Source organism: Arthrobacter sp. CAN_A1 (assembly GCF_015751665.1).
Taxonomy (GTDB): Bacteria; Actinomycetota; Actinomycetes; order Actinomycetales; family Micrococcaceae; genus Arthrobacter_D.
In genome coordinates, this window is sequence record NZ_JADOUR010000006.1 from 246,700 (window position 1) to 267,621 (window position 20,922).

Here is a 20,922-nt window from a genome sequence, read left to right on the forward strand (position 1 = left end):
TTCCACCACTGCTTTCCACCATGGAGGACCCTTGGCCCTGAACGCTTCAACCACCCTTCCCCATGACGCCGCCACTGTGACTGGCGTCTTCACCGATGAGGCCTTCCTCAAGCAGGTCAGTGAGCGGGTGGGCGGCACCCTGAAGTCCGTCACCGTCGACGGCGACACGACGGGGCCCTTCACCCTGACCGCCGTCAGGACACTTCCCACCAGCCGCCTCCCTGACATGGTCCGCAAATTCGTCGGCGACAGCCTGACCGTCACGCAGACCGAGCGGTGGGCCGCGCCCCTGCCCGATGGTTCGCGCGTGGCCACAGTAGCCATGACTGTTGCCGGCGTGCCGGTCACCGTCGACGCCGAACAACGCCTCGTCGCCGCCGGAACGGACACCAGGGTTGAACTGACCGGAACGGTCAGCTCCTCCATCCCGTTCATGGGGTCGAAGATCGCCTCCGCCGCTGAGCCCATGATCGGCAAGGCCCTGAACCTTCAGGCCACCGAGGCCCGCAAGTGGCTCGAAACCCACCAGGCCTAGAGAGGGTTCCGTGTCACTTCCCACCCCCCTGGCCCTGATCCTGATCCTGGCCGGCATCTGGACCCTGATCGTGTGGCCACCGTTCCTGCGGCGTGTTTTCAAGGATCCGCGCTCCAAAGATGAATCGGGTGCACCTACCCGGTTCCTCAAGGTGCACTTCATGCTGATCACCACGTCGATGATCCTGGGTGTTGCCACTCTGGTCATCGGCGTCCGCACCCTTATCGGCTAGAGCATCGGAAGGTCGCACGTGAGTCATCCCCAGGAAGGCAACCCCCGGAAGAGTGTTCTTGGGCGGTCAAGCTACCCCGAGTACCTGAGAATCAACGAGATTCTGCGCAAGGAGACAGTCGGGGGCATCCTGCTGCTCATTGCCGCAGTGGCGGCGCTGGTCTGGGCCAACTCCCCGGCGTCGGCCAGCTACTTCGCTATCCGCGACTTTGAGTTCGGCTACGAGCCGTGGCACCTTCGGCTGAGTGTCGGGGCCTGGGCCGCGGACGGCCTGCTGGCGATCTTCTTCTTCCTGGTGGGCCTGGAACTGAAGCGCGAGTTTGTGGCCGGCGATCTCAGGAAACTGAGCCGGGCGGTCGTCCCGGTGACGGCCGCTGCCGGCGGCGTGCTTGTCCCCGCACTGTTCTACGTGGCGATCAATCTGTCCTCCCCGGACTCGCTGAGGGGGTGGGCCATCCCCACGGCTACCGACATTGCGTTCGCCCTTGCTGTGCTCGCGGTAATCAGCTCCCATTTGCCCAGTGCGCTGAGGATCTTCCTGCTAACCCTCGCCGTGGTCGACGACCTGATTGCCATCGGCATCATCGCCTTCTTTTACTCCGAGGACGTCGAGTTCAGCTACCTGCTGTGGATGCTGCTGCCTCTGGCCCTGTTCGGGTTCCTGGCTCAGAAGAACCCCAAGTTTTTCGGCCGCCATCTACCGGCCGCCTGGCTGATCCTGCTGCCCATCGGCGTCGCGGTCTGGATCCTGATGCACGCCTCGGGTGTCCACGCGACGGTGGCCGGAGTGCTGCTCGGCTTCCTGGTCCCGGTGTTGCGCAAGGGCAGGGACGGCAACGTCAAACTGCCCCGGCCGAACAAACCGGGCCTGGCGGAAATCTTCGAGCACCGGTTCCGCCCCCTCTCCACCGGCTTTGCGGTTCCGGTGTTCGCGTTCTTCTCCGCCGGGGTGGCGATCGGCGGCGTCGACGGCCTGGTGTCTGCCCTCGGCGACACGGTCACCCTCGGCATTCTCGCCGCGCTGATCCTGGGCAAGCCCATCGGGATCCTGCTCACCACCTTCGTCCTGACCAAAACCACCCGCGCCAATCTTGACCCGGACCTGCGGTGGATTGATCTTCTGGGGGTGGGGTTGCTGGCGGGCGTCGGCTTCACCGTCTCCCTGCTGGTCAACGACCTCAGCTTCGCGCAGGGCACCCCAGAAAATGATCACGCAAAGGTGGCCATCCTCGGGGCGTCCCTGGTGTCAGCGTTGGTCGCATCGGTCATCCTGCGTAGCCGCAACAAGCACTACCGCGCGGTCCTGGAGGCCGAGAAGGTGGACGCCGACGACGACGGTATCCCCGACCTGTTCGAGGACCGGAACCGCTAGCCGGAGGGCCAAACCAGGACCCCCACCGGGACGCTGACACTCACGGCGCACGAGGCGGGGGCGACACACGAAATCAGGGATGTGTCGGACGGGGGCGACTTCCGCATCAACATCATTCCCCGGAAAAACGGAACCCGGTACTACACCGTGGCGTACTCCGGCGACCGGTATTTCACCCCGGTCAGGAAGGTCTACTCCTATCAGGTGTTGACCGGGCCGGAGACCCGGACCACCCTCGCCGTCAGTGCCACCGGCCCCGTCACGGTGAGCCAGCCGGTCACGCCCGCTACGGTCCCGCGCGGCTCCCGGTCCGGACCGTGACCATACCCGGGAGCTGACCGTTACCGGTTGGCGGCGAGCAGTGCTTCCTCAAGCGCCACCCAGGCGAGCATGGCGCACTTGACCCGCGCCGGGTACCGGGACACCCCGGCCAGCGCAGCAGCGTCGCCGAGCACTTCCTCGTCCGCGACGATCTTCCCGCGTGATCGCATCACGGTCCTGAACTCGTCCACCAGGTCCATGACGTCATCCCTCGCCAGGCCGAGCATCAGGTCGGTCATCACTGACGCCGACGACATGGAGATGGCACAGCCGGCACCATCCCAGCTCACACTGGTGAGCGTGCCGTCGGACAGGACTGCCCGCAAGGTGATCTCGTCGCCGCAGACCGGGTTGAGCTGGTGCGATTCGCCCGAGGCGCCGACGCCGTCGAAGTCCAGTAGCCCCGATCCGTGCCGTTCCTTCGCGTGGTCGAGGATGATCTGTTGGTAGAGCTGCTGCAGGTCATCGGACATTACTTCACTCCAAAGAACGGGCGGACCCCGGCGACGGCGGCCAGGAAAGCTGCCACTTCGTCGGTGGTGTTGTAAAGGTAGGTGCTGGCGCGGGTGGTCGCCGTCAGGCCGAGCCGGCGATGCAACGGCTGGGCGCAGTGGTGACCCACCCGGACGGCGATGCCCTGGTGGTCAAGGAATTGCCCGACGTCGTGGGCGTGGACGCCGTCGACGTCGAACGCTGCAAGACCGATCCGGTTCACCCCGGCACCCGGACCGAGTACCCGGATTCCCGGCAGCTCGTTCAGGCCTTCCACCAGTTGCTGACCCAGGTGTTCCTCCCACTCCTGGACACGCTGCATCCCGGTCTCCGTGAGGTAGTTCGCCGCGGCCCCCAACGCGATGGCCTGGGAGATGCGCTGGGTGCCTGCTTCGAACCGCGCTGGCGCGGGAAGGTACTCGGCGCGTTCCATGGTGACCGTGGTGATCATGGAGCCGCCCGTCAGGAACGGGGGCATGGCGTTGAGTAGCTCGGACCTGCCATAGAGCGCTCCGATTCCGGTGGGTCCCAGCATTTTGTGGCCCGAGAAGGCCATGAAGTCGACGCCGAGCGCGTGGACATCGACGGGGAGGTGCGGCACTGACTGGCAGGCGTCGAGGACTGTCAACGCGCCATGCTCCCGCGCCAGCGCCACCAGCTCGGCGACCGGGTTGATGGTGCCCAGCACATTGGAGGCATGGGTGAACGCGACGAGTGCCGTAGCCGGGCCGATGATGGTGGCCGCGTCGTCGAGCCGGAGGGCGCCGTCGTCGTCGACGGGGATGAAGCGGAGCGTGGCGCCGGTGCGTGCTGCCAGTTCCTGCCAGGGAATGAGGTTGGCGTGATGCTCCATCTCCGTCACCACGATGTCGTCGCCGGGGCGCAGGATGAACCGTTGCGCGTCCGGCCCGCCCCTCCCGACGGAGGCATTGGAGAAGGCGTAGGCCACGAGGTTCAATGCCTCAGTGGCGTTGGAGGTCCACACGATCTCCTCGACCGACGCGCCCACAAACGCGGCGACTGTTTCCCGGGCGGCCTCGTACGCGTCGGTCGCGTCGACCGCCAGCGTGTGGGCACCCCGGTGAACCGCGGCGTTGCGCTGTTCGTAGAACTCCTGCTCCGCCTCAAGAACGGTGAGGGGATTCTGCGAGGTGGCGCCGCTGTCGAGATAGATCAGTTGCTGCGAGTTGACCTGGGTACTCAGGATGGGGAAATCGTTGCGGATTCGCCTCACCTCGGTATCGGTCAACGGGTGGTGCGGGGCGGAGGGTATGGACAAGCGGGCTCTCCTCAGTTATTGCGGGGCACCTACACTCTACGCGTCAGCCCTGCGTCGCCCCACCGAGGCCACCGGCACACCAGCAGGTTTCACTGAGACCGACCGGAATTCGACTGGCGGAACCCCGTCATAGTTGCGGCACAGCCAGAAGTATCCGCCACGATAGGTGGTGCTGTCCGTGGTTGCCGTCCAGTCGCTCCCGCCGTCCAGATCGACCCTCCCAAAGGTGATGCTCTCCGGCGTCACCGTCACCTGGAAGCGGACCCATTGGCCGCTCTGCGGTGCCGGGGACTGGATCGTGCCCAGGTTATAACCGGAGACCTCCCCCGACTGCCGCCCCAGCAACTCGACGGTGCCATCGGGGCGCAGAATCAGATGGTACCCACCCACCGCACTGGGCTCCCGAACCCGGTACACCGAATCGTCGCGCTGGCCGAACGCTATCCCGGCATGTTCGCTGTCCTGCGGCAGCTTCTCCGGCCACCGCATCTCGCAGGACAGCGTGTAGCTCTCCTCGACAATGGGGCACATCGATCCCATGCAGTAACTGGTCTTGTCGGGATGTCCCAGCACAATGGAGGAGGAATCCGGGGTGATGGTCGGCTGGTGGGTCCAGGCAAGGGCGAAGGGGAGGTCCCCGGCCGCCCGTGTCCCGGTCACGAACCGGTCTGCCGTCTCGCGGGGGCCATCCGTCATGACATAGGGAATGTTGGCGCACATGATTCCGGCAACGCCCAGCCCCACTACCCGGTCCCGCTCGGATCGGGTGTGCACCTCCCAGCAGATCACCGGTTTCCCGTAGCCGCAGGCCTCGACAATCTCCTCGTCGGTGGCGGCGTGGTTGATACCCAGGTAATCGAAGTTTCCGGCAAACTCCGCGAGCTGGGGAAACTCTTCGGCGGTGAAGTACCCCCAGGTTTTGTAGCCGCGCCCGGCTGCCTCGGCGTAGCGCCCGGAGGTGCCGGGGAGCTTCCAGACGAAGTGGGCTTGCGAGTCCTTGAAGGTGTCCATCAGGTCGAGCAGCGCCGTCGTGTTGGTGCCTTGTTTGTCCTCCAGAAAGATCACGTGGGTGTCGGCGTGTGCCGCGAGCACCACCTCGAGCTTCGGAATGGGCAACAGCTGACTGCCGGGTCCCAGCCAGTCCCGGGCATTGTTGGACAGCGATTCGAGGTCGCGGTAGGTGGCGTCGGCGATGTCGACGTCTTCCCCCGTCATCCTGAACGTTCGATCGTCGTGGTGGCAGACGAGAACGCCATCGGCTGTCGCATGCACCGAGACCTCAATGGCTTTCGCACCGTGTTCGACCGACTGCCGGTACGCCTCGGCAGTATGTTCAGGCCAATTGTCCTGCGAACCGCGATGCGCCACGTAGAAGGGACGATCGGCTACCAGCTCCGTTACCGTGTGGATTCGTGGCGGCTGCTGCACCTCGTCAAGGGTCGAGCAGCCGGCGAGGAGAACACCGGCGCCGGTCAGGACGAGCAGCTCGCGACGGCTCAGTTGCCACGGCTCATGGCGCTCCGCGCCGTTCATCGGCTGGCTCGTTGCCTGGCGGCCATCCGGGCAACAGCGAGGTCCTCCTCAGCGTTCAACTCCCTCGTGCGCTCCCCCGCCGCCACCAGCATGGCGACCACCGCCCACATCAGGATCCCGGCGGCAGATCTGGTCGCCAGGGCACTGTAGGTCTGGGGAATCATCACGGCGAGGAAGGCGGCGAGCCCCAAACCGCGGATACCGTTGCTCCCGGCGTATTTGACCACCAGGACGAAGATCGCCCCGAAATACAGCACGGCGAAGATCACTCCCAGGTCCACCGAGTACATCAGGATTGAACTTTCGAGGCTGGTGGAGAGCCCTGACTGCTCGGCGATGCCGTAGCTGGATCCGATGCCGTTGCCGACCACCAGGTAGTCCAGCCAGTTGTTGAAGAAGGAGGCGGTCGCCTCGCTTCTTGCGGCGAAAGAGCCGGTGTCGTCCTCGATTCGTCCGAGGAGTCCTTCGGCGACGGGAGTGGTCAGAAGGGCCGCGCCGGCAACCGTCAGGCCAAGAATCATTCCCCCTTTCGCCAGCGGCCCCGTCCTGGAAGAGAACACCAGGTACACCAGGACGATAATGAAGATGACCAGTCCCACCCGTGACTGGCTGACCATCACCGCCATGCTCATCAGGGCCAACAACGGTACCTGGACTACGGCTCGGGTGCCGGCAACCAGCGGAGCGAGCACACACATGGCCATCGACAGGGTGAGCGGCTGATCGAGCACCCCCATCCACCGTCGGTTGTCGGGATTGAACCAGTACTGGGTCAGGAACCCGTCCTCATAGAACAGCACGCTCTCGCTGTACCACTGCGCGACGGCGACACCGCTCACGATCGCGGCGAGAGTAAGCAGGGCGACTCTGAGCCATCCCACAAGTGCAGGATTGCGGGAGGCCGCGGCGAGCACCAGCAGGAAGAACATGATCGGTGCAACAATCTGATCGACCAACAGCACGGTTCCGCCCCCACCGACCCGAGTGGCTGTGGTGAGAACCGCCGCGCCAATCACCACGCCCAGGGCAAGGAACACATAGATGTGCCGCGCGATGGCGGCGAGGAGAGCATCCGTGTCGTGTTCCAGTGCAGCGACAAACGCAGCCACAATCAGCCACGTGGCGGCATGCATGGAGAGGAGACCGGTGGGTTGACCAGTAATGAGGGGGCTACCTACCGTTGGCACCAGGAACCAGAGGGCCAGCACGGCGACCAGCGTCACGGCGGGCCGCTGCCTGAACCCGATGGCAAACACGCCGCACGCGACTATCCACGCCGCCAGCTGCACTAGTTCCTCCCTTCGTAGCCCCGGTGTGCCAGGTCAGTCCTCATGAAGTGTCCCTCCAGAAGCGTCAGTTCCCCTGGGGCAGCCGTGCCGCTGTCACCTCGGAGACGGCCGGACCGCCGTCCGGGTCCTGGTTATCGGTGTCCCGCACACGGGTGCTGCGTCGCCCGGTGCTTGCTGCTGGAGCCGGTAGCGACGGCGAATGGGCGCCCGGAGCCATGTTCAGCACCGTACCCAACACGTTGCTGCGGACCGCGTCGAGTGACACCAGCGCCGCCGACAGCTCGTCCCTCGTGGTTTTACCGTGCCCCACCACCACCACCGTTCCATCAGACGCCGCGCATACCAGGGCAGCATCCGTGTAGGGGTGCAGCGCCGGAGTGTCCAGGACAATCACGTCGTAGCGCGTGCGAAGGTCGGAGAAGGTATCCCGCATCTGGCCGCTCGCCAGCAGTTCGGAGGGGTGGCTGGAGGCACTCCCAGCCACCAGCACGTCAAGGGTCCCAACCCGCTGGACGGCTTCCGTCGCTTCGATTTCCCCGTGCAGCACATCGACCAGACCCGGCACGTCGGGAAGGTCTAGCCGGGCGGCGAGGCTCGGCCGGCGGAGATCCGCCTCGACAAGCAGGACCCGCTGCTTCGCCTCAGCCATCACCAGGGCGAGGGTAAGCGCAGTGGTGGTTCTTCCCTCCGATGCGGCAGCCGACGTGACGGCAAGGAGTTGCAGCGGACCCTGGTGGGGATGGAACTGGATGTTGGTGCGCAGGCCCCGGACGCCCTCAGCCAACCGGGTATGCAGGTAGGTGGCCGCCTTGGGAGACAGCTTGGTTGCCGCGTGATCGTCGGGAACAGTGGCTAGTGGGCGCATGGAGGGATCGAGGTCTAGCTGGTGGATGGACCGCACCGTCCGATCCGTGCGGGCCCGGGCGATGATGATCAGTGCTCCAGCGGCCAACCCGAGCAGCCCACCAATCGCGAGGTTCAGGATGGGTCTCGGCGAAACCGGTGCCGGTGCCAGGGAGGGACCGGAGATCGCGGTCAGCACCGTGCCTTCGGATGCGCTCCCCGCGACCCGTTCGACGTCGTTCACCATTTTTCCGAAGTTGTCGGCGATCTGGGTGGCGATTTCGAGTGACCGTGCGGAATCGACGTCACTGACGTCCACAGTGAGCGTGAGCGTCTCGGGATCCCCAAACGCACTGATGCTGTTCGCTACCTGCTCCTCGTCAAGGTCCATCCCACTCGACCCGGTAATCCGTTCCACGAACTGGTCGCTCGTCATCAGGCCGGGATACGCGATGATGCGCCCTCGGACCAGTTCGTCGGCCTGCAGGGGGCTGAGGTTCTCGGTGACGGGGGCAACCACATAGAAGGTCACACTGCTCTGGTGGACCGGGGTGATCTGGGACGTCACCAGGAACGACGCGCCGAGCCCCAGCAACACGCAGAGGAGGATAATCCACCAGCCCTGCACTGCTGCCCTGACGTACTCAACCAGTTTCATGGCGAACCTCATCCCATTATGGAGTTCGCGGGAGCCGGACGGGTCCCGTGAGACCTCAAACCACGTGTCGACCCTGAAGAGATGCTGCCTCTGAGCGGCCCCCCGGCAATCGATGTGATCATTCTTACACACGGGCGCAAGGGGTCCCGGAGCCCGACGCAGAAGATCCTAGTCATCCGTCAAAGCACCGCATAGTCTGTAACCGATGTCACCACCTCCCTGGAGACCGTTACCTCGGTCAGGACGGGCGGGTGGCCGTATTCCGGGTTGCCGGGGGACGCAGCGATGGAAAGGGTCGGGGGGGGTCTATGCAGGCGAGAGATGCCGGCCTGACAGTGCTGGTGGCGCACCCCAGCGGTGACCTGTATGGCAGTGACAAGATGCTCCTTGAGAGTGTCATCGGCATGCGGGATGAGGGGTTCTCGGTGGTCGTCACGCTGCCCACCGCGGGACCGCTGATCAACGAGCTCGCGGCCCACGGGGTGTCAGTGCTGCTGTGTCCCACCCTCGTCCTGCGAAAGAGTCTCCTTTCCCCGTACGGCGCCCTGACGCTTGTGAAGGACGCTTTGTCCGGCCTGGTCAAAGGACTGAGACTGATGAGGGATCATCGCCCCGACGTCATCTATGTCAGCACCATCACGCTTCCCCTCTGGTTCCTGGTGGCACGAGTGTCCCGCCGTCCAACAGTGGCGCATGTCCACGAGGCGGAAGGTAGCGCGTCCCGCCTCCTCCGGACTCTCCTGGCCGCCCCGTTGCTGGCTGCGAAATCCATCCTGGTGAACAGCCAGTACAGCGCCACCGTTCAGGAGCGGGCCATTCCCCGGCTGAAAGGTCGGATGAACATTGTGTACAACGGCGTGGCGGGCCCGCCGGACGCAGTGCTTCCCCGCGAGGAGCTCAAGGACGGGATGAGGCTTTTGTATGTCGGGCGGCTTTCCCACCGCAAAGGTGTCGACGTGGCGGTCGGCGCGGTCGCCGAGCTGCGTCGCCGCGGGGTGGACGCTTCGCTGGACATTGTGGGCGCCGTTTTCCCGGGCAACGAAGCCTTCCTGACCGGGCTGGAGGCCCAGGTGGCAGAGCACGGACTGGGGAGGGTGGTCACCTTCCACGGCTACCAGAGCAGTATCTGGCCCTTTCTGGATCGGGCCGACATCTGCCTGGTCCCCTCCCGGTTTGACGAGCCCTTCGGCAACACAGCAGTCGAATCGCTGCTGGCGGCGAGGCCCCTGATTGTCAGTGACACCTCGGGCCTGCGCGAAGCCGCCGACGGCTACCGCTCGTCACGGTTCGTGGCGCCGGACAGCGTTGACGAACTCGCCGACGCGGTGCAGGACATCCATGGGGCCTGGCACGACTACCGGGAGTGGGCAGTAATCGACGCCAAACTCGCCAGGGACAAGCACAGCATCAACACGTATCGGCAGGCCGTTGCCCAGGCGGTATCCGGGGCGGCGGGCGCACGCCGGTGACCTCCCGACGCCGATCCGGTCGCCGCCCGAACGACACCCCGGAGGGCGGGCCGACACCCGACCAAACCCTCCCGGAAACGGCGGGGACGACCGATGGGCTATTTGCGGGCAGCCGCGCAGTGAGTGGCGTCAGATGGAGCCTGCTCGCTGTCCTGGCCCGGCAGAGCTTTCAGATTTTGTGCGCGATCGTCATCGCGCGGATTCTTGGTCCTGAGAGCTACGGGATCGTGAGCGTCGCAAGCATCTATATTGTGTTCGTCACCCTCCTCCTCGACCAGGGGCTCTCGGCCGCACTGGTCCAGCGGCCCAACCTAAGCCTCCGCGCCCCCGGGGCAGTCTTCACCCTCAACCTCCTGATGGCGTTCGCCATTGGCGGTGCGACCTGGGCGGCAGCGCCGCTCCTGGCCGACTTCTTCCGGGTCGGGGAACTGACCCTCGTCCTGCAGATCCTTGCGTTGGCGGTACCCATCAAGGCCATCGGGATTGCGCCCCGGGCCATGCTGTCCCGTGGCCTGCAGTTCCGGGGGATCGCCGTCTCGGATATCAGCGGTGCAGCTACCGGCGCCGCCCTCGGAATCGGCGCTGCACTGCTGGGCGCGGGCTACTTTTCGGTCATCTACCAGGTAGTCGCGACCGACCTGATAGTGGGAATCATTCTTCTGGTCTGTTCCCGGGGCCCCTGGCCGAACTATCATCTCGGGGAAGTGCGGCCCCTGCTGGCCTTCAGCCTCGGCGTTTTCGCGACCAACGGGCTCGCCTACTTTTCCCGCAACGTCGACAACATCCTCGTCGGCCGGTTCCTCGGCGTCACCTCGCTGTCTCTCTACAGCATGGCCTACCGGATTCTTGTCGTACCCGTCCAGCTCGTCGGGCAGACAGTCAACCGGGTCATGTTTCCCGCGTTCTCCCGAATAGCAGGGAATCTGGACCTGGTGGCTGAAAACCTCAAGAAATCAATGCAGATTCTGTCCATGGTGGTGATACCCGCAATGGCATTCGTTGCCTGCTCGGCATCGCCGCTCGTCTTTCTTGTTCTCGGCAGCGAGTGGTCCGGCGCCGCCGCATTAATCAGCGTGCTGGCCATTGGCGGGGCACGGGAAACCATTTTCTACATCACACCCTCGCTGATGAAGGGACTCGGGCGTTCTGGATTGAATCTCCGCTACGAAATTTTTGCCACCACCCTTCAGGTGGCGGGAATAGTCATTGGACTCCAGTTCGGCCTGCTGTGGGTCGCGGTTGGCTATACGTGCGCGGGGTTCCTTCTGGTTCCAGTACTCCTGGTGATCCAGTCCCGCCTCTGCGGAGCAACCGTTGGTCAACAGTTGCGAATTATCTGGCCGCCCGTCCACGCCAGCCTGTGGGCCAGCGCCGGCTACCTGGTGCTCGCCCGATTCGGGCTGCACCCCCTCCTCGAGTTGTTGGTGGGGCTCCTGGTCTTTGTCGTCCTTGCCCTCCTGGTAATGATCATTTTTCACCGAACCAACCTTCGGCTCTTCGTTAGTCGAGCTGCGTTCTTCGTGCGGTCACGCGGCAACAAGGAGAGCCGCCCGGTGGCCTAAGGAAAGAGAACGGATAGAAATGCCTAAAGAATCACCATAAAGAAACTCGGAAGAAAGTTCCTCATGAATTATATTGCAGATTCACTCATTATCGCAGTTCTCACATATCGCCGTCCCGAGGACCTGCAGTCTGCAATTCCAGCCCTTCTTGATCAGGTCGGCAAATCTCCACTCCCCACTCATATCCTGGTGATCGACAACGATCCGGACGGGGGCGCAGCCTCAACAGTGAGCGGCTTCGATGACCCCCGGCTGCGGTACGTCCATGAACCCACTCCGGGCATCGCCGCGGCACGAAACCGGGCGTTGACCGAATCCCGCGACACGGCCCTCCTCGTCTTTATCGACGATGACGAAGTACCCTCCGAGAACTGGTTGGCCTCCCTCCTTGAGACCTATCGCACCTCCGGGGCCGCTGCGGTGGTGGGGCCAGTGATCTCGGAATACGCCCGGGTACCGGACCCATGGGTTGCCGCTGGAGAGTTTTTCAAGCGGCGCCGGCTACCCACGGGCACACCCCTGACCGTCGCGGCGACCAACAACCTCCTGCTCGACCTGGATCAAATCCGTGCGCTCGAGCTAAGATTTGATGACCGATTTGGCCTGAGCGGCGGTTCAGACACTCTATTTACGCGTCACATAGCAACTAGCGGGCGCAAGATGGTGTGGTGCGACGAAGCTGTGGTGGTGGACCGCGTTCCGGAAGGGCGCCTCACCAGGGAATGGGTTCTACGGCGGGCGTTTCGGAGCGGGAACGGTTGGAGCCGCGTGACCCTGGAACTCAGCGGCTCGATTGGCGACCGAGTACTGAACCGGGCAAAGCTCCTGGGTGCTGGCGGAATCCGGCTGCTGGGCGGATTGGGGCGTTTCGGCGCCGGAGTCATCGTGAGGTCGCAGCGCCATCAATCCAAGGGCCTCCGCACGGCCGCCCGCGGCGCGGGAATGGCGTCCGGATCGTTCGGATACGTGTATAGCGAATACAAAAGAAATTCGCAAATATAGCGCAGTTACTGCGCTAAGTCCAAAGTGGCGTAAATACTGCGCCAAAATTATCGTCACATCCGCCAAAAACTTGGCCAGCATGTCGGCCGTACCCTTAGGCTGATAGGACAAGCTGAGGTCTATACCTCTTGTGGCCTGTCCCTCAAGGGATGTGCGACGCTTGGTCTCGGGGTTTTCCAGCACCGCACTTGATGGTCAGGATTGGCAGGGGGCTGCCAATCCTTCTCTCGCAAATATCCAACTTCTTTTGTGGCTCCTCGCTGCCTGGAAGAACTAGCAAGATACAGGTTTAAGTGCAACATTTACTCTCGCTCAAGACGTCTCAAAAACCCCGCAGGAACGCCGCCCGAACAGCCGGACTGATCCTCGCAACCACCCTCGCTCTCTCCGGCTGTAGCCAGTATCCGGGCAGCACCGACGGCCTCAATGGGGTAGATCACACCTCATCAGCGACGGGCAACTATCTACCGGCAGTAGCCAATGACGAACCGTCGGTTGCCGCTCCTCCGGCGATAGACACGGTTGATTCCTCCACCCCCGATGCAGTCAGCGCAGCGAATATCTCGACCCGGGTAGCGCCAATGGCTACTGTCGCAACCACCTCACGTTCCGCCCTGGTGCCAGGCGCTTACAAACCCACGTGGAGGACGACGGGCGTGATAGCCGGTTCGACGCTCACCAAGTACAACACCGGCGGCGCCGATCTGGTCATCACCAAGGACGGCACTGTGCTGCAAAACCTGGAAATCTTCGGTGATATCAAGGTCCGTGCCAAGAATGTGGTTATCCGCAACAGCATCCTTCGCGGCGGCAAGCATGCACCATCCAACGCGACCGGGATAGTCGACGCCACGTCCGCAGCGGTCTCCAATCTGGTGGTCGAGGACAGTTACATCAGGCCTACCCGCCCGCACCATTTCCGTGACGGCATTGTCGGACACGACTACTCGGCCAAGCGCAATCACATTCTCCGCACCAACGACGGGCTCGGTATCTTCAACCGACCTAGCGGGTCAGTCAATGCGAACGTGGTGGCTTCAGGGAACTATATTCACTCCCTTACGTACTGGGACTGGTCCCCGTACCACTCCGACGGCACTCATAATGACGGCATCCAGGTGCAGGGCGGGCAGAATATCCGCCTTGTCGGCAACACCATCGATGCTTCGTCGATTGCCGGTGTGGGGAGCTCGAATGGTCCTCGCGTTCCGCATGCCGGGATCGCCATCATGCTTCAGCAGAATGTCGCGAAGCTGGCCAACGTGGTAGTCGAGAAGAACTGGGTCGACAACGGCCAGACCAGCATCAACGTCGCCAACGGCAAGTACTCCAACATCACTGTCACGGTGCGGGAAAACCGGCTGGGACGGAACCAGCAGGACTACGGCAACGGCAGCAAATACCCGATCCGCGTCGTCAAGCGCTCGGCCAGCACCATCACGGGCCTGTCCACGAACCGGTGGGCTGACAACAACGTCCTCCTGCGAGAAGGCAGGGATCTGGGCATCCGCTACAACGGATAGTCCCCCGTCACCCAACCCACTACGAGGCTTCACCAGTTGCCCGCCGACCCCTTGGTCCGGCGGGGTGGATGCCGCCCTGGGGTCCGGAGAAAATCACCGAAGATGGTCGCGATCAGATGAGGGCCCTCGGGTTCAACATCTAGGCCTGTCCACCACCTAGGACGCCGCACTCGAAAGCGGCATTCGTAGCAGAAAACAGCAGCCGCGCCAGGTATACCTGGGGCGGCTGCCGTTTTCTGCTGCGTTCGCCGTTTCTTGAGGCGTTAGCCCTTACCGGGACTCGACTCACCCAGCCCACGGACAGCCAGGGCCTCGCCGGTCTGGTGGGCATAGACGACAGCGCCGACGACGACGGGGATCACCAGGGCGCGCGGGTTGCGTTCCAGGCCCCGTGCCGTCTGGTCCGGTGGCTCGTTTGTCTACGTGCCGCCCGGCGCCCACGTCGAAATCCTGCTGCAGGCCTATTCCCGGATCAACACCGAGAACATGGGCAACTGCCGTCATGGCCGGAAGACTTTGTTACATCGCCTGCTGGTGATCGGTTTGAAAAAAAGATCACGATTCGATTACGCTGAGTGCACAAGCCGGGGTCGGAGACCTCCTAAGACCTATTCCTCGAGGGAATAGGTGCGCGCTTGGTCTGTCGAATCTTTAGGCGCCGCATCATACGGTCGCGGTTGGCATGGGACTGCCACTGCACATTTCACATGTCATCAGGGCTGTGATGCTCCGTGCCCGGAAAGATCGACAGATATAGGTACCTGTGCAACATCCACCCTTCACCTCCACGTCCCCAGCCCGTAGCAAGCCCCTTGCAGCGCGGACGGCTGGCATCGTCCTGGCATCCGCCCTTGCACTCACCGGCTGCACGCCTCATCTTGGCGCGATTGTCGGTGCCTCCCCCGACGCCGCAGCAGAGGCAGACGTCACTGCCCCCTCAACGGATGCGCGTGAAACACCTGAGGCTGGCACATCGGGCACCACCCCCGATGCGACCACAGCGGCACCCGATACGGCTCCTGAAAAGTCACAGGCCAAGGAAAAGCCGGCAGCCAAGGCTAGCCCCGCGACGACCAAACCGGCTGCCAGCGCCCCCGCCCCGGCAGCGGAGGACGAAGCTGGGACCGCGACGGCAGAATCCGCCGACACCGCAGCGAAGGGCACGGCCGACAGCGGCTCCGAAGCATCGCTCGTAGCAGACGACGATCAGGCCGGAGTTGGTTCGCTGGGAACCATCGACCGCGGTGTCGATGATGGCGGGAAAAGGACCCTGCCGGTCGAGCCAATCGAACCGGTCGACCCACCAGCGGCACCCATCGAACCGGTCGACCCACCAGCGGCACCCGTCGAACCGGTCGACCCACCAGCGGCACCCATCGAACCGGTCGACCCACCAGCGGCCGAGGATTCCGGAGCCCGGAGCGCCCTGGTGACCGGCACCTACCAGCCGAGCGAGACGACGGCCGGCTCGGTGGCAGGAACCTCGTTGACCCCGTACAACACCGGCGGCGCCGACCTGGTCATCACCCAGGACGGAACGGTTCTTGAGAACCTTGAGATCTACGGCGATATCAAGGTCCGCGCCAAGAATGTTGTCATCCGCAATAGCGTCCTCCATGGCGGGACCCACGCCCCGGGCAACGCCACCGGGATTGTCGACGCCACGTCGGCGGAGGTATCGAACCTGGTGATCGAGGACAGCACCATCAAGCCCGACCGTCCGCACCACTTCCGCGACGGAATCGTCGGCCACGATTACACTGCGAAGCGTAACCACATCTCCCACACCAATGACGGGCTCGGCATTTTCAACCGGCCGGGTGGATCACCTGCGGCCAACGTCCTGGCGGAGGGCAACTACATCCACACCCTGACCTACTTCGACTGGTCACCGTCCCACTCTGATGGAACGCACAATGACGGAATCCAGGTCCAGGGTGGCGAAAACATCCGCATCGTCGGCAACAACATTGACGCGTCATCGGTTGCCGGAGCCGGCAGCTCCAACGGTCCCCGGGTCCCCCACGCCGGGATCGCGATCATGCTTCAGCAGAATGTAGCGAAGCTCGCCAATGTCGTGGTCGAGAACAACTGGGTCGATAACGGGCAGACCAGCATCAATATTGACAACGGGAAGTACCCCAACATCACTGTTACAGTCCGGGAAAACCTCTTGGGACGAAACCAGCAGGATTACGGTAACGGCAGCAAGTACCCGATCCGTATCATCGAACGGTCAGCGAGCACGGTGAATGGCCTGTCCACCAACCAGTGGGCCGACACGGGCGAGGCGCTCCGTGAAGGCAAGGACCTGGGTATCCGGTACAACGGGTAACCCGCCACCGCATCCTCCCGCAGGCAGGCGGTAGGTGCCCGTCAGACCCCCAGGTCTGGCGGGCACCTGCATTGTGGCGGTCAGGCGGCTTCCAGCAGTTCCAGGTCCTCCGCGGTGTAGAGACCCTGAATCCAACGGTCGTTCCCGTTCAGTTCAACGTTCCCGGCGCGGAGGGTCACCTGCTGGGTCCCCGGAAGCAAGGGGAAATGGCGTGGTGTGGCTGAGACCTGGCGAATACGCAGACCAGTCTGCAGCGCTACCCAGTGCAACCAGATGTCGTCGGCTGTCGGGCTGACGACCGTGAACCGCGTCCCGAACCGGGCGAGGGCATCCAGCATCAGCGGAGGATAAATGACCCCCGAAACACCCAGCGCGAAATGGTCGCTCCGCGCCGCCGTCGTGCGGCAGGGCAGCCACTGCTGATACCCGGCAATGCTGTTCCGGACTGTCTTGACCCGGTTGGCCCAATGGCAGCTGATATCGCCAGGGTTGGCGAGATAGGAGCCGTGGAGCGTGCGCAACCAATGACGCGGATACACAACATCGTCGTCCGCGGTCACCAGAGGGAGCTGATGTTCGGCCAGGGAAGACACATAAGGGTAGTACTTGGTGTGTGGGCCCAGGTTGTCGGTCAGCCGAATGTCCAACCCTCGGCGCTGCAACCTCACCAGTTCTTTCGGCAGGTTACCGAAAGCCGCCGGATCATCAAGCCACAGGATGATCCGGCCCGGCTTCAGGGAGCCCCGCCCGATTGATTCGATGGCCAGGTGAACCCGTGTGATCCGGTGGCCGTAGCTGGTCAGCGACACCACGACGGGGGTCCCGGCCACTATCTGTCCGCTGCTGAACCTGTTGCGCAGGGTCAGCAGCACCACTGAAGATCGGGCCGATAGCCGCTTCGTTCGCTTCCGGGCCCACCGGATCCCCTGACGCGCTCTCACTTCACCGATCATCATTGCCCTTCCGTTGCCACCGTCAGATCATCAAACCGAGCCAGCACTGGTGCGTTGGTGGATCCACTGGAGATATAGGTCATGAGACCCACACCTCCAGCGCCCTGTAATTGCGACGCCGCATCAGTGACCGTTGCCAACCAGGCCGCCGGTTCGGCCTGGCCGGTCCGCCACACCTTGGTCCTGAGCGTAGTCGGCGACGTTCCGGTCACCTCGAACCGGATGGATAGCCGTTGGCCCGCCTGGTACGTCAGTCCTGTGACCGGGCGTGAGATCAGCGTGGTCACTGTGGTTCCGATGGCTCGGGTCAGATCCACGGCTACCGTGCCGCTTGCAGCAATCTTAACCTTTGCCCGGTATTCGTTGGTGCCCAGCTGACGCCCGGTGACTGTCATAAAAGTGCCTCCGCTGTTGGCAACCTTGTCCATGGCGAAGGTTAGCCGCGTATCAGCAGTACTCGTCGACACCCCTTCGAGCCGCGCCCAGGGCCCGGCACCCGCACGGTGGACGTTCATCGCACCACTGCCCTGATTCACCGAGAAGAAGCCGGAGCTGTTGACCGTCCAGGCCCCACCGGCATCGGCTGTACCCCAACCGGAACCCAGCGACCGCTCAAAGGCGTCCGCCGCGGCCACACCCGGGGGCGGTGGCTCCCCGTCCCCTGCAACCGTCACGTTCTGCGTGGTGGTCCCGGTCCCGCCGTCGTTATCTGTCACGGTCAGCCTGACGGTATAAGTACCGTCCGCGCTGTAGGTCCTTGACGCCGTCGGGCCGGTAGCGGTCGCCCCGTCGCCAAAATTCCAGGCGTAGGAGGCAATCTGCCCATCGGCGTCACCGGATGCCGAGCCGTCGACCGAAACCGTCCGGGAATCCACCGCCAGGCTGAACGCTGCATTCGGGTTCGCGTTGGGCGGCGCGCCGGAGCCGACCGGCACGTTGACCGTCACATAATCCGATCGTGCCACGTTACCGAACGGATCGTAGGCTTCAATCCGGTAGTCGTGTTGCCCTGCCGACAGGCCAGTGTCGGTGAACTCCTGCTGGGGTCGCTGCCAGAAGGTTGACCCTCTGTCCACTGTATGCACCGGTGAGGCTGCATTGCGGTCCCGGATGACACGGTAGGTGAGGTTCTCGTTGTCCCTGTCCCAGTTGGCTGTCCACCGCACGCGCACCGTACCCGCCGACAGATAGGCGAGGGTCGGGTTCATCGCGGAGCCGCTCACCCGCGGACCGTCGTCGTTCGGGGCGATGCTGCTGACCGCGAATCTGACCAGTCCCTGCTGGGGCCGGTTGTTGACGTTGCGGAACTCACCGGCCATCACCACGTATTGTTCATTGCCGGCTACCGCCCACGGCCCCTGGCTCTGTCCCGTCGCCGTCCCGGTGTCCAGTTGCGGGAACCAGCTCAGAATATTGGGGGTGGGCTGGCCGGTGAAACTTGGATAGCCATAAATATCCCGCGTCGCTGTTCCGGTGACTGCCTTCGAGAAGGCGAGGGCCCGCCACCAGGTGCGGGGCTCAGTCTGCGGGAACCCTCCGATGTTGCCGCAGTAGTGGGCGTGCCCGGCGGTATAGACAGCGGTCGACGACGCCCAGATACCGTAGGTGTCTCCATGGCAGTCCTCAACCCATTTGAGGTTGTCGTTCGACCAGTTTCCGGCGAACGCTCCCTCAAGGTTGCCGCCGGTCCCGAAAATGTATCCGGTGCCGTAGAACGAGGCGCCGTCCGAGGACAGCGAAAGGATGGCCGAATCATTGCCACCGTTCCGGACCACGTCGTTGACGCCGAGGGATAGGGACGTGCCGGTTGTCGCGTTGACCCGTCCCAGACCGTAGCCGGGCCGGTTTGATCCGTTGAGGGTGGTGAACGCGCCACCGACCACCACGCTGCTTTCGTCGGGAGAGATCACCAGCGCGTTGACCCGGTTGTTGGCATTCGGGTTCCAGGGCAGCAACGCACCGTTCGAGGCCTGGACCGCAGCCAGCCGGCTCCGCGATGCTGTGCCTACGGAGGTATAGGTACCCCCGATGTACACGGTGCTATTGGTTGCGGCAAGCGCCCTAACGGAGCCACCTACCCGTGGGTCGAAGCTGGTGATCACTGCTCCAGTGGAGGGATTGAGGGCGACGATGCGTGACCGGGACACACCGCTCACCGAGGTGAAGTCCCCACCCACATAGATCCTTGAGCCGTCAGGTGGCGCGGTGATGGTGAGGGCCTGACCGTTGAGGGTCGGAGCGAACCCGGTGAGCAGCGCCCCAGTGGTCAGATTGTAGGCGAGGATGTTCCGGCGCGTCACGGTCTGGGTGTTCGGTGCGGCACCGGAGGGGCGGGCCGTCGAGAAGTTCCCGGCGACGTAGACGGTGTTCCCCACGACAACCTGCTGCCAGGCGACGCCGTTGATCTGGGCCGTCGGCAGCGGGTCGGAGGACACGGTGACCGGTGTCCTGGGGTTGCCCGGGTTCACCGGCGCGGTGTCTCCCTGGGCCGGAGAGACCCCGGTGAAGGCCACTGACGTCACCACCGCACATACGGTTACAAAACAGGCGGTCTTCAATAACAATCCGGACCAACTCCGCCTCCCAGAGGGCGGTGGAGTTGATCCGGTCGGTAACGATTTCGTATGCTTCATAGCATTCTCTTCTAGGATTAGGCGTCCCCTAGGCGCCACTGTTGCGGACGAACAGGTTCGAGAACCGTCCAACGATTGGGGCGTTGGTGGATGATCCCGAAACGTAGGTCGTTAGCCCTACACCTCCGGGAAATTGCAACTGCGTAGCCGAATCGGTGCCACTGACCTGCCAGGCAACCGGTTCAGTTGTGCCTTTCTTCCAGACTTTGGCTCCGAGAGTGGTCGGAGATGTTCCCGACACCAAGAACTTGACAGTTAGCTGATCGCCTACCGCGTAGGTCAGTCCGGTAATCGAACGGCTCTGCAGGGTAGTGACAACTGTCCCCACCGCCCTCGTCAAGTCCAGGGAGACTGCGCCGTTGGCTGCAACCTTAACCTTCGCCCGGTATTCGCCGGCCGTACCGACGCGCCGTCCGGTCAAGGTGATGAATGTCCCGCCCCCGTTTGCCACCTTGTCCAATCCCATATCGACCGAGGATTCAGCCGTGGCCGAAGATATGGAGTTCAGATTGGCTGATGGCCCAGATCCGGCGGTGTTCATCCGGATAGTGGCCGTGCCATCGGACACGGCGAACAAGGAAGCCGAACCGTTCAGTGACCACGCCCCGCCGACGTCGGCGGTGCCAAGCCCCCCGGTCACCGTCCGCTGGAACCCGTCCTGCGCGATGACGTTGTTGACCGGCGGCGCCGTGACCGTGACGTCGGTGGTTCTACTGTGGGTCGCACCGTCGTCATCAGTGACTGTCAGCCGCACCGGATAGGTTCCCGCCGCACCAAACGTATGCGACGCGTTCACGCCAGTAGCCGTGCCACCATCACCGAAGGTCCACGCATACCCGGCAACCGTCCCATCGGAATCACTCGACCCTGACCCATCAACTGACACAACCAG

17 protein-coding genes and 1 pseudogene are annotated in these 20,922 nt (G+C 63.6%); 10 read left to right on the plus strand and 8 right to left on the minus strand.

Annotated features, from left to right (window positions below; all coding sequences use genetic code 11):
* The first annotated feature begins 31 nt into the window (after window positions 1–31).
* The 4 genes from IWX62_RS09670 to IWX62_RS09685 all read left to right on the plus strand — a co-directional run bounded on the left by IWX62_RS09670 (window position 32) and on the right by IWX62_RS09685 (window position 2,459).
* The gene (locus IWX62_RS09670; protein ID WP_196841172.1) at window positions 32–535 is read left to right on the plus strand and encodes a DUF2505 domain-containing protein; all 504 of its coding nucleotides are present in this window, start codon (window positions 32–34) and stop codon (window positions 533–535) included.
* A gap of 10 nt (window positions 536–545) precedes the next feature.
* Window positions 546–767 (plus strand): SCO4848 family membrane protein, encoded by a 222-nt coding sequence (locus tag IWX62_RS09675; protein WP_196841173.1) that lies wholly within the window; start codon window positions 546–548, stop codon window positions 765–767.
* Between the two features lie 18 nt (window positions 768–785).
* On the plus strand, window positions 786–2,138 hold the full coding sequence (gene nhaA / locus IWX62_RS09680; RefSeq protein WP_196841174.1) for a Na+/H+ antiporter NhaA: 1,353 nt from the start codon (window positions 786–788) through the stop codon (window positions 2,136–2,138).
* 81 nt (window positions 2,139–2,219) lie between these two features.
* Entirely contained in the window at window positions 2,220–2,459 is a 240-nt protein-coding gene (locus IWX62_RS09685) for a hypothetical protein (RefSeq protein WP_196841175.1), read from the plus strand.
* Window positions 2,460–2,479: 20 nt separating this feature from the next.
* Here IWX62_RS09685 and sufU read toward each other — a convergent pair whose 3' ends face one another.
* From sufU to IWX62_RS09710, 5 genes are all read right to left on the minus strand, one after another.
* The gene (sufU, locus tag IWX62_RS09690; protein WP_196841176.1) at window positions 2,480–2,932 is read right to left on the minus strand and encodes a Fe-S cluster assembly sulfur transfer protein SufU; all 453 of its coding nucleotides are present in this window, start codon (window positions 2,930–2,932) and stop codon (window positions 2,480–2,482) included.
* Window positions 2,932–4,230, minus strand: a complete 1,299-nt coding sequence (locus IWX62_RS09695) for an aminotransferase class V-fold PLP-dependent enzyme (RefSeq protein ID WP_333483332.1) — start codon at window positions 4,228–4,230, stop codon at window positions 2,932–2,934. Before IWX62_RS09695 ends, sufU begins: the two co-directional genes overlap by 1 nt.
* A 36-nt stretch (window positions 4,231–4,266) precedes the next feature.
* Window positions 4,267–5,763 carry a glycerophosphodiester phosphodiesterase gene (locus IWX62_RS09700; protein ID WP_196841177.1) on the minus strand — a complete coding sequence of 499 codons (1,497 nt, stop codon included), beginning with the start codon at window positions 5,761–5,763 and terminating at the stop codon, window positions 4,267–4,269.
* Window positions 5,760–7,052, minus strand: a complete 1,293-nt coding sequence (locus IWX62_RS09705; protein ID WP_196841178.1) for a hypothetical protein — start codon at window positions 7,050–7,052, stop codon at window positions 5,760–5,762. Before IWX62_RS09705 ends, IWX62_RS09700 begins: the two co-directional genes overlap by 4 nt.
* Window positions 7,053–7,116: 64 nt before the next feature.
* Window positions 7,117–8,553: a polysaccharide biosynthesis tyrosine autokinase gene (locus tag IWX62_RS09710; RefSeq protein WP_196841179.1), complete on the minus strand. Its 1,437-nt coding sequence runs from the start codon at window positions 8,551–8,553 to the stop codon at window positions 7,117–7,119.
* A 308-nt stretch (window positions 8,554–8,861) separates the two neighbouring features.
* Between IWX62_RS09710 and IWX62_RS09715 the strand changes: the two genes are divergently transcribed.
* The 6 genes and pseudogenes from IWX62_RS09715 (at window position 8,862) to IWX62_RS09735 (ending at window position 16,444) form a co-directional block, all read left to right on the plus strand.
* On the plus strand, window positions 8,862–10,022 hold the full coding sequence (locus tag IWX62_RS09715; RefSeq protein WP_196841180.1) for a glycosyltransferase family 4 protein: 1,161 nt from the start codon (window positions 8,862–8,864) through the stop codon (window positions 10,020–10,022).
* A gap of 119 nt (window positions 10,023–10,141) precedes the next feature.
* Complete coding sequence (locus IWX62_RS09720; RefSeq protein WP_333483333.1) at window positions 10,142–11,584, plus strand: lipopolysaccharide biosynthesis protein; 1,443 nt, start codon at window positions 10,142–10,144, stop codon at window positions 11,582–11,584.
* A 63-nt stretch (window positions 11,585–11,647) separates the two neighbouring features.
* A complete protein-coding gene (locus IWX62_RS09725; protein WP_196841182.1) occupies window positions 11,648–12,586 on the plus strand; it encodes a glycosyltransferase family 2 protein in 939 nt (312 codons plus the stop codon).
* 293 nt (window positions 12,587–12,879) lie between these two features.
* A complete protein-coding gene (locus IWX62_RS09730; RefSeq protein WP_196841183.1) occupies window positions 12,880–14,109 on the plus strand; it encodes a hypothetical protein in 1,230 nt (409 codons plus the stop codon).
* Between the two features lie 65 nt (window positions 14,110–14,174).
* Window positions 14,175–14,252: pseudogene (locus IWX62_RS16260) on the plus strand (metal-sulfur cluster biosynthetic enzyme); the annotation flags it as partial.
* 620 nt (window positions 14,253–14,872) lie between these two features.
* A complete protein-coding gene (locus tag IWX62_RS09735; protein ID WP_196841184.1) occupies window positions 14,873–16,444 on the plus strand; it encodes a right-handed parallel beta-helix repeat-containing protein in 1,572 nt (523 codons plus the stop codon).
* 80 nt (window positions 16,445–16,524) lie between these two features.
* Here IWX62_RS09735 and IWX62_RS09740 read toward each other — a convergent pair whose 3' ends face one another.
* From IWX62_RS09740 to IWX62_RS09750, 3 genes are all read right to left on the minus strand, one after another.
* Window positions 16,525–17,400 carry a hypothetical protein gene (locus IWX62_RS09740; RefSeq protein ID WP_196841185.1) on the minus strand — a complete coding sequence of 292 codons (876 nt, stop codon included), beginning with the start codon at window positions 17,398–17,400 and terminating at the stop codon, window positions 16,525–16,527.
* The gene (locus tag IWX62_RS09745) at window positions 17,397–19,922 is read right to left on the minus strand and encodes a PKD domain-containing protein (RefSeq protein ID WP_196841186.1); all 2,526 of its coding nucleotides are present in this window, start codon (window positions 19,920–19,922) and stop codon (window positions 17,397–17,399) included. The genes IWX62_RS09740 and IWX62_RS09745 overlap by 4 nt, the downstream gene beginning before the upstream one ends.
* 136 nt (window positions 19,923–20,058) lie before the next feature.
* A partial coding sequence (locus IWX62_RS09750; protein WP_196841187.1) for a PKD domain-containing protein occupies window positions 20,059–20,922 on the minus strand: 864 nt, incomplete at its 5' end.